The sequence below is a fragment of the Pseudonocardia lacus genome (assembly GCF_018531445.1).
GTDB classification, from domain to species: Bacteria; Actinomycetota; Actinomycetes; order Mycobacteriales; family Pseudonocardiaceae; genus Pseudonocardia; species Pseudonocardia lacus.
The window spans coordinates 1-13,115 of the sequence record NZ_JAHDTH010000223.1 but is presented as its reverse complement, the minus strand read 5'-3'; the positions used below and the strand labels follow the sequence as shown (position 1 = coordinate 13,115).

14 protein-coding genes and 1 pseudogene are annotated in these 13,115 nt (G+C 74.0%); 4 read left to right on the top strand and 11 right to left on the bottom strand.

What is annotated here, in order from left to right; all coding sequences use genetic code 11:
* From KIK08_RS32680 to KIK08_RS32655, 6 genes and pseudogenes are all read right to left on the bottom strand, one after another.
* A pseudogene (locus tag KIK08_RS32680) lies at window positions 1-705 on the bottom strand (hypothetical protein); the annotation flags it as partial.
* Window positions 706-856: 151 nt separating this feature from the next.
* Window positions 857-1,414: a dihydrofolate reductase family protein gene (locus KIK08_RS32675; protein ID WP_214407179.1), complete on the bottom strand. Its 558-nt coding sequence runs from the start codon at window positions 1,412-1,414 to the stop codon at window positions 857-859.
* Window positions 1,415-1,465: 51 nt separating this feature from the next.
* The gene (locus KIK08_RS32670; RefSeq protein WP_214407178.1) at window positions 1,466-2,185 is read right to left on the bottom strand and encodes a helix-turn-helix domain-containing protein; all 720 of its coding nucleotides are present in this window, start codon (window positions 2,183-2,185) and stop codon (window positions 1,466-1,468) included.
* Between the two features lie 10 nt (window positions 2,186-2,195).
* The gene (locus KIK08_RS32665) at window positions 2,196-2,969 is read right to left on the bottom strand and encodes an AIM24 family protein (RefSeq protein WP_214407177.1); all 774 of its coding nucleotides are present in this window, start codon (window positions 2,967-2,969) and stop codon (window positions 2,196-2,198) included.
* Window positions 2,970-2,973: 4 nt separating this feature from the next.
* The gene (locus KIK08_RS32660; protein ID WP_214407176.1) at window positions 2,974-3,633 is read right to left on the bottom strand and encodes an AIM24 family protein; all 660 of its coding nucleotides are present in this window, start codon (window positions 3,631-3,633) and stop codon (window positions 2,974-2,976) included.
* Window positions 3,630-4,253: an AIM24 family protein gene (locus tag KIK08_RS32655; protein WP_214407175.1), complete on the bottom strand. Its 624-nt coding sequence runs from the start codon at window positions 4,251-4,253 to the stop codon at window positions 3,630-3,632. Before KIK08_RS32655 ends, KIK08_RS32660 begins: the two co-directional genes overlap by 4 nt.
* 114 nt (window positions 4,254-4,367) lie before the next feature.
* On the opposite strand from KIK08_RS32655, the gene KIK08_RS32650 reads away from it, so the two are divergent.
* Window positions 4,368-4,832, top strand: a complete 465-nt coding sequence (locus KIK08_RS32650; RefSeq protein WP_214407174.1) for an ATP-binding protein — start codon at window positions 4,368-4,370, stop codon at window positions 4,830-4,832.
* Window positions 4,833-4,908: 76 nt separating this feature from the next.
* Here KIK08_RS32650 and KIK08_RS32645 read toward each other — a convergent pair whose 3' ends face one another.
* Window positions 4,909-6,525 carry a long-chain-fatty-acid--CoA ligase gene (locus KIK08_RS32645; RefSeq protein ID WP_250558291.1) on the bottom strand — a complete coding sequence of 539 codons (1,617 nt, stop codon included), beginning with the start codon at window positions 6,523-6,525 and terminating at the stop codon, window positions 4,909-4,911.
* Between the two features lie 130 nt (window positions 6,526-6,655).
* Between KIK08_RS32645 and KIK08_RS32640 the strand changes: the two genes are divergently transcribed.
* Window positions 6,656-7,849: an MFS transporter gene (locus KIK08_RS32640; protein WP_308258034.1), complete on the top strand. Its 1,194-nt coding sequence runs from the start codon at window positions 6,656-6,658 to the stop codon at window positions 7,847-7,849.
* Here the strand turns inward: KIK08_RS32640 and KIK08_RS32635 are convergent.
* A complete protein-coding gene (locus KIK08_RS32635) occupies window positions 7,828-9,369 on the bottom strand; it encodes an acyl-CoA synthetase (RefSeq protein ID WP_214407173.1) in 1,542 nt (513 codons plus the stop codon). The two genes, KIK08_RS32640 and KIK08_RS32635, sit on opposite strands and share 22 nt — an antisense overlap.
* A gap of 111 nt (window positions 9,370-9,480) precedes the next feature.
* Here KIK08_RS32635 and KIK08_RS32630 point away from each other — a divergent pair, with 111 nt between their 5' ends.
* Both KIK08_RS32630 and KIK08_RS32625 read left to right on the top strand, forming a co-directional pair.
* On the top strand, window positions 9,481-10,242 hold the full coding sequence (locus KIK08_RS32630; protein WP_214407172.1) for an SDR family NAD(P)-dependent oxidoreductase: 762 nt from the start codon (window positions 9,481-9,483) through the stop codon (window positions 10,240-10,242).
* 64 nt (window positions 10,243-10,306) lie between these two features.
* Window positions 10,307-11,017 (top strand): ArsR/SmtB family transcription factor, encoded by a 711-nt coding sequence (locus KIK08_RS32625; RefSeq protein ID WP_214407171.1) that lies wholly within the window; start codon window positions 10,307-10,309, stop codon window positions 11,015-11,017.
* Window positions 11,018-11,125: 108 nt separating this feature from the next.
* On the opposite strand, the gene KIK08_RS32620 is transcribed toward KIK08_RS32625, so the two are convergent.
* The 3 genes from KIK08_RS32620 to KIK08_RS32610 all read right to left on the bottom strand — a co-directional run.
* A complete protein-coding gene (locus tag KIK08_RS32620; protein ID WP_214407170.1) occupies window positions 11,126-11,341 on the bottom strand; it encodes a hypothetical protein in 216 nt (71 codons plus the stop codon).
* 277 nt (window positions 11,342-11,618) lie between these two features.
* Window positions 11,619-11,951 carry a histone-like nucleoid-structuring protein Lsr2 gene (locus KIK08_RS32615; protein WP_214407169.1) on the bottom strand — a complete coding sequence of 111 codons (333 nt, stop codon included), beginning with the start codon at window positions 11,949-11,951 and terminating at the stop codon, window positions 11,619-11,621.
* Window positions 11,952-12,066: 115 nt separating this feature from the next.
* A partial coding sequence (locus KIK08_RS32610; protein WP_214407168.1) for an MBL fold metallo-hydrolase occupies window positions 12,067-13,115 on the bottom strand: 1,049 nt, incomplete at its 5' end.

The following is a 13,115-nucleotide window of genomic DNA, read 5'->3' as shown; positions in this document are numbered from 1 at the left end:
CGGCTTGCGACGCGGCGGCGCAGGCCTGGCGCGCGCGGGCCGGGGCGCGGCGTCGCCGCGGGCCGAGGGGCCGAAGCCGGAGTAGGAGACCGAGCGCGTGAGCCGCCCGGAGCGCACCTCGTCGGCGATGTCCGGGTCGGCCAGCGCGGCCTCCAGGATCTCCTGCAGCTCGCGCAGCAGCCCGTCGCCGACGGGCTCGTGCTCGGCGCGGGCCAGCCGGGCGGCCTCCTGGGCGACCGCGCCCACCAGCTTGCGGCGCTGGCTCGACAGCTGGCGCAGCGCGGCGCCGTCGAGGGTGCGCTGGGCGTCGGCCAGGCCCTCGGCCAGCCCGAGCAGGCCCTCCAGCTGGTCGGGGCGGTCGCGGGCGAGCAGGTTGGCCAGCCAGGCGGCCCGGGTCGGGCGGCGCAGGCGCCCGATCGCCTTGGCCAGCTCGCGGTCGCCCGCCTCGCGGGCGCGGGCCACGGCCTCGTCGCGGCGCGGGATGAACTCGTCCGGGCGCAGCCCGTACAGCTCGTCGGCGATGTCGTCGAGGCCGCCGGCCCCGTCGGTGTCGCCGGTGTCGTTCTGGCCGGTGTCGTTCTGGCCGGTGTCGTTCTGGCCGGTGTCGTTCTGGCCGGTGTCGTTCTGGCCGGTGTCGTTCTGGCCGGTGTCGTTCTGGCCGGTGTCGTCGGTGTCGCCGGCGCTGTCGCTCTGCGTCTCGGGCACACCCCGACCCTAGGGGTTCGCACCGACGCATTCCTGGTGATCGCGCCCCGAGCCGCCCGGGCGTCTTCGCAGGGTTTCCGTCAACTTCACAGACCCCGGGGAACCTGCGAAGTGGACGGAAACCCTGCGACGTGGGCCGGCCGGGCGCGGTCTACCCCCGCTGCGGCCGGTAGGTCGCGATGATCGTCCCGCTGCTGGTGGGCTTCGCGCTGACGAGGTCGAGCCGCTTCAGCGCCGTGTCGTCGGCGAAGAGCTTGGCCCGGCCCCCACCGGCGACCACCGGGTGGATCAGCAGCACCAGCTCGTCGAGCAGGCCCGCGTCCAGCAACGACCGCACGAGCGTCGGGCTGCCGGCGACCGAGATGTCGCCGCCCTCCCCGGCCTTGAGCCGGGTGACGGCCTCGGTCAGCTCGCCCTTGAGCAGCGTGCTGTTCGCCCACCCGGAGACGTCGTCGAGCGTGGTGGAGGCGACGTACTTCGGCGAGTTGTTGATCCAGTCCGCGAAGCCGGCGTCGTCGCCGCCGGTGACTTCGGGCCAGTAGCCCGACCACTCCTGGTAGGTCACCCGGCCCAGCAGCACCGTGTCGGCCGCCTCCAGCGATGCCGCGAGCTGCGCGCCCATCTCCTCGTCGAACGCGTGCTGCCACTGGTCGGGCGACTCGACGACGCCGTCTAGTGAGATGAACAGGCCCGTGGTGACCTTGCGCATGGCGCTTCCTCCCGGTCCGCCGGCCGGTCCGTCCGGCCGATCGACGGCAGGCTAGGAGGGCTCGCCGCCCGCGGTCTTGTACAGCAGCGACAGCGGCACGGCCGGGGCGTCGGTGGCCAGTTGGGTGGCGGTCCGGCCGATGTAGCGGGTCAGCGAGTGGGCCAGGTGCGGTTGGTCGAAGTACCCGAGCCGGTGCACGACGTCAGGGGCCGCGACGCCCTCGCGCAGCAGCAGCGCGGCGCGGCGCGCCCGCTCGATGCGCTGCACGGCCCCGCGGGTGAGCCCGGTCGTGGCGACGAACCGGCGCTGGACGGTGCGCTGGGAGACCCCCGCCGGCCGCCCTTCGACCGCGGCGGCGACGACCGGGTCGCGCACCACGATCCCGTCGCGGACCAGCCGCCGGACGAAGAACTCCGCGTTGTCGTAGTCGGGCAGCCGCAGGGCCGAGCCGGCCAGCCAGATCGCCCGCTCCGCCGCGGCCTCCAGCGGGGTGGAGGAGTCGACCAGCCGGCCGGGCGGCAGGTGCTCCAGCGTGGTGCCGAGCGCGAAGTTGATGCCCAGGAACGTGGCGTCCTCGGGCACCGGGGCCCGGCTCGCGCGCGTCTCCGCGCCGTGCACCGCCGCCAGCACCTCGCCGCGGTGCTCCCAGACGACCAGGTCCCAGTGCTGGGAGGCGACCGCGGTCATCTCCGCGACATCGCTGCTGCGGCTGCGCCACACCCGCTCGACGTGCGGCGAGTCCGACGGCCGGCTCTCGATGTGCAGGCCCATCCCGCCCGGCCTACCTCCGCTGCTCGGCGCTGAGCCGCGACTGGATGACCGACTGCAGCCGGGTCAGCCCGGACATGGCCAGCGTGTTGACCTGCGACTCCAGCTGCTTGAGCAGGTGCGGGTCGTCCACGGCGTGCTCGCTGGACTGCAGCAGCACCGTGCCGGCGCCGGTGAAGTCGAACTGGCGCTCCTCGCCGGAGACCATGCCGAGCACCCCGCCGGCCATCCCGAGGAAGCCGGTCATCCAGCGGGCGTCGAAGTGGTGCGACGGCGACGGGCAGTCGGCCCAGCCGACCAGCGCCTGCGGGTCGACCCGGATCGGCGGCTCGGCGAAGATGACCGGCCCCGAGCTCGACGCCAGGAACGTGCCGGTGCCGATCAGGGTGAGGAACCCGGGCACGATCGACTGCTTGAGCTCCAGGGTGGAGTCGAAGGCCAGCAGGTTGGACGCGCGCAGCGTGAGGTTGCCCTCTTCGAGGGTGTAGGAGTTGATGTCGTAGCCGCGGTCGCCCAGCAACAGGTGCCCGGCGCCGCTGGCGACCACCCAGTCGCGCGTGTACAGCGGCGCGGAGAACCGCTCGGCCACGAACCCGGTGATCGTGGCCGAGGACAGCGGCTCGAACCTGATCCCGGCGCTGCCCGGCGCCGGGTAGTAGGCGATCATCCGGCCGGTCTGCATGAACAGCTGGCCGTCGAGCTTGCGGCAGTAGGCGTAGTGGTTGCCCGGGACGTTGTCGTTGTCGGGCAGGGTGGCCGGGTTGAACGGCGTGCTCGGGAGCGTCATCTTCTCACCGGATCTTCTGCTCGGAGGCCTGCACGTAGACCGTGCCCGACCCGGACATCTTCAGCTGGACGGCCTCGCCGGAGCCGCGCCCGACCGCGTCGCGCCAGCTCGCGTTGAGCGAGACCTTCGCCTCGACGCTGCCCACGTGGCCGACGTAGGCCTGCGGGTCGACGGTGGTCGGCTCGCCGGAGCGCACCGGCACGGCGATCGTCCCGCCGTGCGACATCACCGCCACCGATCCGACGCCGTGCAGCTGCGTGGTGAACAGCCCCTGCCCGCTGACCGCGCCGCGGACCATCCCGCGCAGCCCGCCGCCCTCGCCGAGGAACACCACGGTGGACTGCAGGGCGGCGTCGTGCGCGACGAGCCGGTCGGCCTCCACCGACAGCGCGGCCGTGCCGTCCAGCTCGATGATCGTCACGTACAGGCCGGCGAAGCCGTAGTAGACGGTTCCGCTGCCCTGGGCGACCATCATCGACACGTGCTCGCCGGCGACGGCGCGCCCGGCCAGCCCGCCGATCCCGCCCGGCCCGGTGTGCACGGGGGAGAAGCCGACGTCGCCGGTGTAGGCCAGCATCGACCCCCGCCGCGACAGCACCTCCCGGCCCGGGGCCACGGCCGAGGAGACGACCTTGGGGTTGATCTGCTCGAAGGCCACGCTCACCGCTCCTCGGGCTGGATGTAGACCACGCCGGTGCCGTCGAAGCGCAGCGAGAACGCCTCGCCGGAGCTCTCGCCGACGAGGTTGCGCCACGACACGTCGGTCACGAACGTCTGGTTGAGCTGGCCGCGGCTGGCCACGAACGCCTGCGGGTCGACGACCAGCGGGTACTGGGGGCTGACCTCCAGGGCGATCGGCGGGCCGCCCGCCGAGAGCAGCGCCAGCGGGCCGTTGCCGGTGACCGTGGTGGTGAACAGCCCCTGCCCGGAGGAGGCGCCGCGCAGCCCGGCGAAAGCGACGTCGGTGCGCAGGTTGTCCGAGACCACGAGCAGCTGCTCGGACTCCACCTTGAGCGTGTCACCGGCCATCTCGATGACCACGATCTCCATGGCGTCCTTGGCGAACCACACGGTGCCCTTGCCCGAGCAGCGCATCAGCGAGACCGACTCGCCGGTCGCCCGCCGCTTGATCGCGGCGCGGAGACCGTCGCCGCCGCCCATGCCGGCGTTCTTGAAGGCCACGTCGCCGGTGTAGGCGATCATCGCGCCGGCGGCGGCCCGGACCGCGTCGCCGCGCAGCTCGACCTCGAGCACCCGCGAGCCGTTGAGCCGGAAGCTCTGCATGGAACGGATCATTCCACGACGACCGGGGCAACCCGATGGGCCACCTGCGACGAGCGCGACGTCCGTTGCGACGGACGGCGTTTCGACACCGCCGCGGACTGGAAACCCCGGATCATGGAGCAGAACGCCTCCGGGCACGTCGAGTTCGTCCACCGCAGCTATCCGGCCGACCCGCAGCAGCTCGTGCTGATCCGGCGCGAGCTGGCCGGGTGGCTCGCCCCGCTGGCGCTGAGCGAGACCGAGACGGCCGACGTCGTGCTGGCCGTCGACGAGGCGGCGGCCAACGCGGTGCGCCACGCCTACGGCCCCGAGGAGTCCGGCGCGGTCGAGCTGACCCTGTGGACCGAGCCGGACACGCTGAACATCGAGGTCGTCGACCACGGCAGCTGGCGCCCGCCGGCCGAGCGGCCGACCGAGGGCGGGCGCGGCATCCCGCTGATGAGCACCATGTCCGAGGCCGTCCTCATCCACTACGACGACCGCGGTTCGCGGGTCCTGCTGCGCCACCGGATCCCGCATGGCGCGGCAGTGCAGGAGGGAACGCCGGAGGCGCCCACCCCGGAGCCCTCCGGGGCCTGAGTGGCGTCGCGGATGGTGTCCCGGGAGCTGAGCCGGCGCCGCCCGCCCGGGCCGGGAGCGGGCGGCGCCGAGCCGGTCAGACGGCGGAGTTGCCGGCGGTCGCCGCGCCGTACTCGCTGCGCAGCGCGGTCTTGAGCACCTTGCCGCTGGGGTTGCGCGGCAGTGCCTCGACCAGGGCGATGTCGCGCGGGCGCTTGTAGGCGGCCAGGTGCTCGCGGCAGAACCGCTCGATCTCCGCGGCGGTCGGCGGGTCGGCCGGGTCGCGCGGGGCGATGATCGCCAGCGGCGTCTCGCCCCAGCGGGTGTCGGGCACGCCGATCAGCGCGACCTCGCCGACCTTGGGGTGCCCGGCCAGCACGTTCTCCACCTCGGCGCAGTAGATGTTCTCCCCGCCGGAGATGATCATGTCCTTCTTCCGGTCGACGACGTAGAAGTAGCCGTCCTCGTCCTCGCGCACGAGGTCGCCGGAGTGGAACCAGCCGCCGCGGAAGGCCTCCTCGGTCTCCTTCGGCTTGTTCCAGTAGCCGCTCATCACCAGCGGGCCCCGGTAGACGATCTCGCCGACCTCGCCCTGCTTGACGTCGTTCATCTCGTCGTCGACCACCCGGACCTCGACGTTGAGCATCGGGGTGCCCACCGAGCCGATCTTGCGGATGGCGTCCTCGCCCTTGAGGATGCAGGTCACCGGGCTGCACTCGGTCTGGCCGAAGGCGGTCGACAGCTCCGCGTCGGGGAAGGTCTCGATGATGGTGCGCAGCAGCGTCGTCGACGCCGGGGCCGCTCCCCAGGAGGCCTTGCGCAGCGCCAGGTTCCGTTCCTTCACCCCGGGCACGCTGACGATCGCCGCCCATTGCGCCGGCACGAAGAAGCAGGACGTCACCCGCTCGCGTTCGAGGAGGTCGACCATGGCGGCCGGGTCGAACCCGCCCGACGGGCTGAGCACCGTGGTGCCCCCGGCGGTCATCGTGATGTGCAGGCCGGAGACGCCGGCGATGTGGAAGAACGGCGCCCCGCTCAGCCCGATCCGCTCGCCGGCCTCCACGCCGCCGTGCACCATGTTGCTGAACGAGTGCAGCAGCAGGTTGCGGTGGGTGAGCACGGCGCCCTTGGGCCAGCCGGTGGTGCCCGAGGTGTACATGATGAACGCCGGCTCGTAGTCGTTGACGTCGATCTCGACGTAGTCCGGCGGGGCCGCGGCCATGGCCGCGTCGAGGCTCTCGCCGTGCTCGGACCCGCCGCGCATCACCAGCACGGTGCGCGTGGGCACGTCGGGGTTCTGCCGGGCACCGGCCACGACCGGGGCGAGCGCGGCGTCCACGACGATGGCGGTCGCGCCGCTGTCGACGAGCTGGTAGGCGATCTCGTCGGCGACGAGGCGGAAGTTCAGCGGCACGCAGATCGCGCCGACGCGCAGCGCGGCGACGGTCGCCTCGACCAGCTCCACGCTGTTGAGGCCGAGCACGGCGACCCGGTCGCCGGGGGTGACGCCGCGCTCGGACAGCGCGTTGGCGATCAGGGTGACTCGGTCGTGGAAGCTGCGCCAGGTGCTCGTCGCGTCGCCGTCGCGGAAGGCGACGGCGTCGGGCATTGTCCGCGAGTAGCGGGCGACCATGTCGCTCATCGTCATGCCGCGGCCGGTGACGGCCGCAGCGGCACCGGTGGACGTGCTGGTCGGGGAGGTCGACGTCGACATAGAGGATACTCTGTCTGGCATCGGTCCCGGGGACAAGACCCCCGTCGGAGGGGCCTTGCGCCGACCGGCGTGGCGCGACTCACGCGGCCCCGCCGGGACGCGGCGGGGCGGGGAGGCGCATGGTCGGACGGTGACCGCCGACATCGACGGGGACGGCGTCGGGGCCGGTGCCGGGCAGCGCGGTCGGCTGCGCCTGCTGCAGGCCTCCGCGCTCACCAGCACCGTCGACCGCTTCGCCCTCGCCCCGCTGCTCGTGCTCATCGGGCTCGACCTGGGCGCGTCGCTGGCCGCGGTGGCCGCCGTGGCCAGCGGCTACTTCCTGGCCTACGGGCTGATGCAGCCGGTGTGGGGCATGATCAGCGACCGGATCGGCCGGGTCCGGGTGATGCGGCTGTCGCTGCTGGGCGCCGCGCTGGCCGGCGTCGGCTCGGCGCTGGCGCCGAACCTGGCCGTGCTCGGCGTGACCCGGGTCGTGGCCGGCGGCTGCTTCGCCGCGATCATCCCGGCCACCCTGGTCTACGTGGGCGACGTGTGGCCGCCCGCCGAGCGCCAGCGCCCGCTCTCGGACCTGCTCACCGCGTCCTCGCTGGGCATCGCGGTGGCCACCGCGGGCGCCGGGCTGCTGGCCGACCTGGTCGGCTGGCGAACCGTGCCGGCCCTCACCGGGCTGGCCGGCGCCGCGCTGTGGGTCGCGCTGGCCCGGCTGCCCGAGCCCGACCGCGAGCCGGTGACCGGCAGCCCCGCCCGCTCCGTCCGGAGGGTGCTGTCCACGCGCTGGGCCCTGGTGGTGTTCGGGCTGGTGTTCGTCGAGGGCGCGGTGGTGCTGGGCGTGCTCACCTACCTGCCCGCCGCGGTGCAGGGCCTCGGCTACACCGCGGCCGTCGCGGGCCTGGTCGGCGCGGCGTTCGGCGTCGGCGCGCTGATCTGGTCGCGCGTGGTGCGGCTGCTGGTCGGGCGGCTGTCGCCGGCCGGGATGGTCGCGGTCGGGGGCGGGCTGCTGGTGCTGGGCTGGCTGGTGCCGGCCGTGGCCGTCACCGTGGTCACGGTGGCGGTCGCCGGGCTGGTGATCGGCGGGGCGTGGGCGTTCCTGCACACCACCCTGCAGAGCTGGGCCACCGAGGTGGTGCCCGGTGAGCGGGCCACCTCGGTGGCGCTGTTCGCGGCCCTGCTGTTCCTGGGCAGCTCGGCGGGCACCGCCGCGGTGGGCGGCCCGGCCGAGGCCGGGTCGTTCGGGCCCGTGTTCGCGATCGCGGCGGCGATCGCGCTGCCGCTGGCGGTGGCCGCCGCGCTCGCCCGCCGGCGCTACGCGCGGACCTCGCGGTAGCGGTCGCGCAGGGTCTGCTTGACCAGCTTGCCGGTCGGCGTGCGCGGCATGTCGTCGGTGAACACCACCCGCCTGGGGGTCTTGTAGCCGGCGATGTGCTCGCGGGTGTGCGCGATCAGTTCGCGCTCCAGTTCCGGGCCCGCCTCGACGCCCGGCGCGGGCGTGACCACGGCCAGCACCGACTCGCCCATCTCCGGGTCGGGCACCCCGATCACGGCGACGTCGTGCACGGCCGGGTGCAGCGCGAGCGCGTCCTCGGCCTCGCGCGGGTAGATGTTCACCCCACCGGAGATGATCATGAAGGCCTTGCGGTCGGTGAGGTAGAGCCAGCCCTCCTCGTCGACGTAGCCCAGGTCGCCGGTGGTGGCCCAGTTGTCGTGCTGGGGGTGGCGCGCGGCCTTCGTCTTCTCCGGCGCGTTGTGGTACTCGAAGCTCGGCCCCTCGCGCTCGAAGTAGATGGTGCCGACCTGGCGCGGGGGCAGCAGGGCGCCGGTCTCGTCGTCGCAGATGCGGACCTCGCCGACGATCCCGCCCCGGCCGACCGAACCGGGGTGCTCCAGCCACTCCTGGGAGTTGATGAACGTGATGCCGATGCCCTCGGTGGCGGCGTAGTACTCGAAGAGCACCGGCCCCCACCAGTCGATCATCGCCCGCTTGACGTCCGGCGGGCACGGCGCGGCGGCGTGGATCGCGACCTTCAGCGAGGACACGTCGTACGTGGCGCGGACCTCCTCGGGGAGCTTGAGCATCCGCACGAAGTGCGTCGGCACCCACTGGCTGTGCGTCACCCGGTAGGTCTCGATCGCGGCCAGCGCGGCCTCCGGGTCGTAGCGCTCCAGCACGACCACCGTGCCGCCGATGGCCTGGACCGTGGCGCTGAACCGCAGCGGCGCGGCGTGGTAGAGCGGCGCGGGGGAGAGGTACACCGTCTCCGGGGTGAAGCCGTACACCGCGCCGAACACCGCGACGTAGGTGTCGCCCGGCTCGTCGATCCGCCGCTCGGGCAGCGGCGGGCGGATGCCCTTCGGGCGCCCGGTGGTGCCGGAGGAGTAGAGCATGTCGGCGCCGCGGGGCTGGTCGGGCAGCGGCTCGGCGGACAGCCCGCTCAGCGCGGCGTCGTAGTCGTCGAAGCCCGGCACCTGCCCGTCGTAGGCCAGCCGCACGCCCACGTCCTCGGTCAGCGCCGACACCTCGGCCGCCAGCGGCGACGCCGACACGACCAGGGCCTTGGCCCCGCTGTCGTGCACGATGTAGGAGACCTCGTCGGCGGTCAGGTGGTGGTTGACCGCGGTGATGTAGAGCCCGCTGCGCTGCGCGGCCCAGTACACCTCGAACACCCGCGGGCTGTTGGCCGCGAGCAGGGCGATCACGTCGCCCTTGCGCAGGCCGGCGTCGTGGAGGTGGCGGGCGAGGCGGGCCGAACCCTCCTCCAGTTCGCGGTAGCTCAGCGCCACCCCGGATCCGGCCATCACCACGGCGGGCTTGTCAGGGGTCACTGCGGCGTGCGTCCCGGGGAACATGGCCCCGGGTCTATCACGACAGCGGCTCTGTCGGATACATCCGGAAGCGCAGTGCTCCGCGCGCCGGCCCGCCGTGGCCCTCGCGACCGGTTCGGTGTACTGATATCGCCTGTGGACATCAACGGCAGCGTCGCACTGATCACCGGAGGCGCCTCCGGGCTCGGCCTGGCCACCGCGCAGGCCCTCACCGCCGCGGGGGCGAAGGTGGTGCTGCTCGACCTGCCCAGCTCGAAGGGCCAGGAGCGGGCCGCGGAACTGGGCCCGGACGCCCGCTTCGCCCCCGGCGACGTGCGCAGCGAGGACGACGTCGCCGCCGCCCTCGACGCGGCCGACGAGCTCGGCCCGCTGCGCGTCACCGTCAACTGCGCCGGTACCGGCAACGCGATGCGCACCGTCGGCAAGAAGGGCCCGTTCCCGCTGGCCGACTTCACCCGCATCATCGAGATCAACCTGATCGGCACGTTCAACGTCATCCGGCTGGCCGCGGAGCGGATGCTGCGACACGATCCGGCCGGCGAGGAGCGCGGGGTCATCGTCAACACCGCCTCGGTCGCGGCGTTCGACGGCCAGATCGGGCAGGCCGCCTACTCGGCGTCCAAGGGCGGGGTGGTGGGCATGACCCTGCCGATCGCCCGCGACCTGGCCTCCATGCTGATCCGGGTGGTGACCATCGCCCCCGGGCTGTTCGACACCCCGCTGCTGGCCGGGGCCTCGGAGGAGGTCAAGACCGCGCTGGGCAAGCAGATCCCGCACCCGGCCCGCCTCGGCTCGCCGGCCGAGTTCGGCGCGCTGGCCGCGCACATCGTGGCGAACCCGATGCTCAACGGCGAGGTCATCCGGCTCGACGGCGCGATCCGCATGGCGCCGCGCTGAGGCTCGCTGAGCCAGGCGCGGTCGTTCGGCGCGGACCGAACGGTCGCGGGGCCATGATGGCGCCATGGCCACCCCGGGAACGCGCGCAGGCGACGCCGACCGGCTGAGCGAGGTCGCGGCGGCGCTCGCCGCGCCCGTCCGCGCCGCGATCGCCTGCCAGTTGCTCTCCGGCACCGCGCACACCGGCCGCGAGCTGGCCCGCCACGTCGGCGTGGCGCCCTCGACCGCGAGCGAGCACCTTGGCCGGCTGCTGGACGCCGGGCTGCTGACCGTGGAGGTCCAGGGCCGGCACCGCTACTACCGGCTGGCCGACGCCGACGTCGCCGTGCTGCTGGAACGCATGCTGACCGCGCTGCCCGACCCGCCGACCACCACGGCACCGCCCGGGCCGCGGCTGCCCGCCGCCATGGCGTTCGCCCGGTCCTGCTACGACCACCTGGCCGGCCGTCTCGGGGTCGCCCTGCACGACCGGCTCGTCGAGCTGGACGCGGTGCGCGTCGGCCCGGACGCGGTCACCCTGACCGAAGGGGGCGTCGCGGTGCTGGGCGGCATGGGGGTGGTGGTGGCGCGGGAGCGGACCCGGCCGCTGGTGCGCCAGTGCCTGGACTGGTCGCAGCGCCGCCACCACCTGGCCGGCACCGCGGGGGCGCGGCTGCTCGACACCCTGCTCGAGCGCCGCTGGCTGCAGCGCAGCGCCACCCGCCCGCGCGAGCTGCGGCTGTCGCGCTCGGGCCGCGAGGGCCTGCGCGCGCACCTGGGCATCGAGCTCCCCTGACCCGGCATCACCAGCCCGTGCTGGCCCCGTATCCGACGGCCGGCCCCCGGACGTGCGACGGCCCCCGCCCCGGTGCGTCCGGGTGCGGGGGCCGTCGTGGGGCCTGGGTCAGGCGGTGCGGCGAACCTCCGGGGTGTCGGCGGTCAGGTGCTCCAGGCAGTACTCGCCCGAACCGGCGCACCGCAGCGGCGCGATCACGGTGCCGCGGGCGGCGAAGCGGTTGTGGTCGCGCAGGGTGCCGTCGGCTCGGACGTGCTTGAGCTGGCGGCAGGCGCCACAGGTGCCGTACTGCGGGTGGAGCCGGGGACTGACGTCGTCGGTCACGGGTTCTCTCACTTCCGGCAGGGCACGCACGTGCTGCGCCCCGCCGCTGACGGGTCGGCGACGCTGCCGGGGAGCGGAAACGGTATCGGGTGGTGACCCGTGGGCACCGGACGGGTACCCGCGGTGCCCCCGACCAGCGGAGACCCGGCTCACAACGGCGCACGCCGGGTCACCGCCCCCGACGGCCCGGACCGATCGCGCCCCGGCTCAGTGGTTCCGGCGGACCCGTCCGGCTCAGTGGTTCCGGACCCGTCCGGCTCAGTGGTTCTGGTGAGGCTCAGTGGTTCTGGTGATAGGCCTCGAGGACGTTCGACGGGATGCGGCCCCGCTCGGAGATCTTCATCCCCTGCTCCTGGGCCCATTCCCTAATCGCCTGGTTCTGCTCACGGTCGGTGCTCGGACGGCCCACCGGCGCCGCACCCGAACGGCGGCGTCCGCCCGCCCGGCGGGCCGCGGAAACGAACGGCGCCAGCGCCTCGCGCAAACGGGCGCTATTGGCCGCCGACAGGTCGATCTCGTAGGACCGGCCGTCGACCGAGAACTCGACCTGCTCGTCGGCCTGGCTGCCGTCCAGGTCGTCGACCAGGGTGACAGTCGTCTGCTTCGCCACGTGCACTGCCTTTCGGACGTCATCCGGACGCGCGCCGACCCGGACCCGGCTCGCCCGCGCCGGCGGCGCCGAAGATACGGCCGGAGGGTTGGTGTGGGAACGCGGATCAGCGCTATTACCGACCACGATAATAAAGGAGTGCTCGTCGCATTGTCGATGCGGGTCGCAAGTTCATCCGACCCGAGTCGCCGGACGGCCGCGGCGGCGCGGAATCGGTTGCGAATGCGACCGGCGACCACCAGTCGGCCTCCGCGTGCGGGGCGGTCGCGTCGACCCGTTGCCCCGGGCGCGGGAGCGCGAGGCGCACCCCGGCGGCGGCCGCCGCCCGGCGCAGCCGCTCGACCGGCTCCGACCAGGTGTGGAAGCCCAGGTCGAAGGTCGCCCAGTGGATCGGGACGAGCAGCCGCCCGCCCAGGGCCGCGTGCGCGGCCACGGCCTGCTCGGGGGTCATGTGGATGTCGGGCCACAGGTCGCTGTAGGCGCCGATCGGCAGCAGGGTGAGGTCGAAGGGGCCCAGGCGGTCGCCGATGCCGCCCAGCGCGTCGTGCAGGCCGGTGTCGCCGCCGAAGAACACCCGGTGGTGCGGTCCGGACAGCGCCCACGACGACCACTGCGTGGTGTTGCGGACCAGCCCGCGCCCGGAGAAGTGCCGGGCCTCCACGCAGGTGATCGTCAGCGGGCCGGCCGCCCCGGGCAGGGTGGCGCTGCCGTCCCAGTCCAGGTCGAGCACGCGCGACGCCGGCACCCCCCAGCGCCGCAGGTGCGCGCCGACCCCGAGCGGCACGACGAAGGGAGCGCGGGTGAGGCGGGTGAGCGCGCGGACGGTGGGCAGGTCGAGGTGGTCGTAGTGGTCGTGGGAGATCACCACCGCGTCGACGGGCGGCAGGTCGGCCAGCGGCATCGGCGGCGGGTGCAGCCGGTGCGGACCGACCCGCCCGGAGGGGGAGGCCCGGTCGCCCCACATCGGGTCGGCGAGCACCCGGTGCCCGTCGACCTCGATCAGCGCGCTGGAGTGCCCGAACCAGGTGACCGCGAGCGGGGCGGCCGGTCCGGTGCGCACCGCGGCGGCCAGCGGCACCGGGCGCGCCGGGCGGCCGGTGCGCCCGCGGGTGAGCATGGCCAGGCCCGCCCTGGCCGGTCCGGCGATGATCGTGCCGGGCTGGG

Coding starts and splice junctions, on each gene's coding strand:
- KIK08_RS32675 (WP_214407179.1), bottom strand. CDS start 1,414: ATGCGCAAGGTCACCACGGGCCTGTTCATCTCACTAGACGGCGTCGTC.
- KIK08_RS32670 (WP_214407178.1), bottom strand. CDS start 2,185: ATGGGCCTGCACATCGAGAGCCGGCCGTCGGACTCGCCGCACGTCGAG.
- KIK08_RS32665 (WP_214407177.1), bottom strand. CDS start 2,969: ATGACGCTCCCGAGCACGCCGTTCAACCCGGCCACCCTGCCCGACAAC.
- KIK08_RS32655 (WP_214407175.1), bottom strand. CDS start 4,253: ATGCAGAGCTTCCGGCTCAACGGCTCGCGGGTGCTCGAGGTCGAGCTG.
- KIK08_RS32650 (WP_214407174.1), top strand. CDS start 4,368: ATGGAGCAGAACGCCTCCGGGCACGTCGAGTTCGTCCACCGCAGCTAT.
- KIK08_RS32645 (WP_250558291.1), bottom strand. CDS start 6,525: ATGTCGACGTCGACCTCCCCGACCAGCACGTCCACCGGTGCCGCTGCG.
- KIK08_RS32635 (WP_214407173.1), bottom strand. CDS start 9,369: ATGTTCCCCGGGACGCACGCCGCAGTGACCCCTGACAAGCCCGCCGTG.
- KIK08_RS32625 (WP_214407171.1), top strand. CDS start 10,307: ATGGCCACCCCGGGAACGCGCGCAGGCGACGCCGACCGGCTGAGCGAG.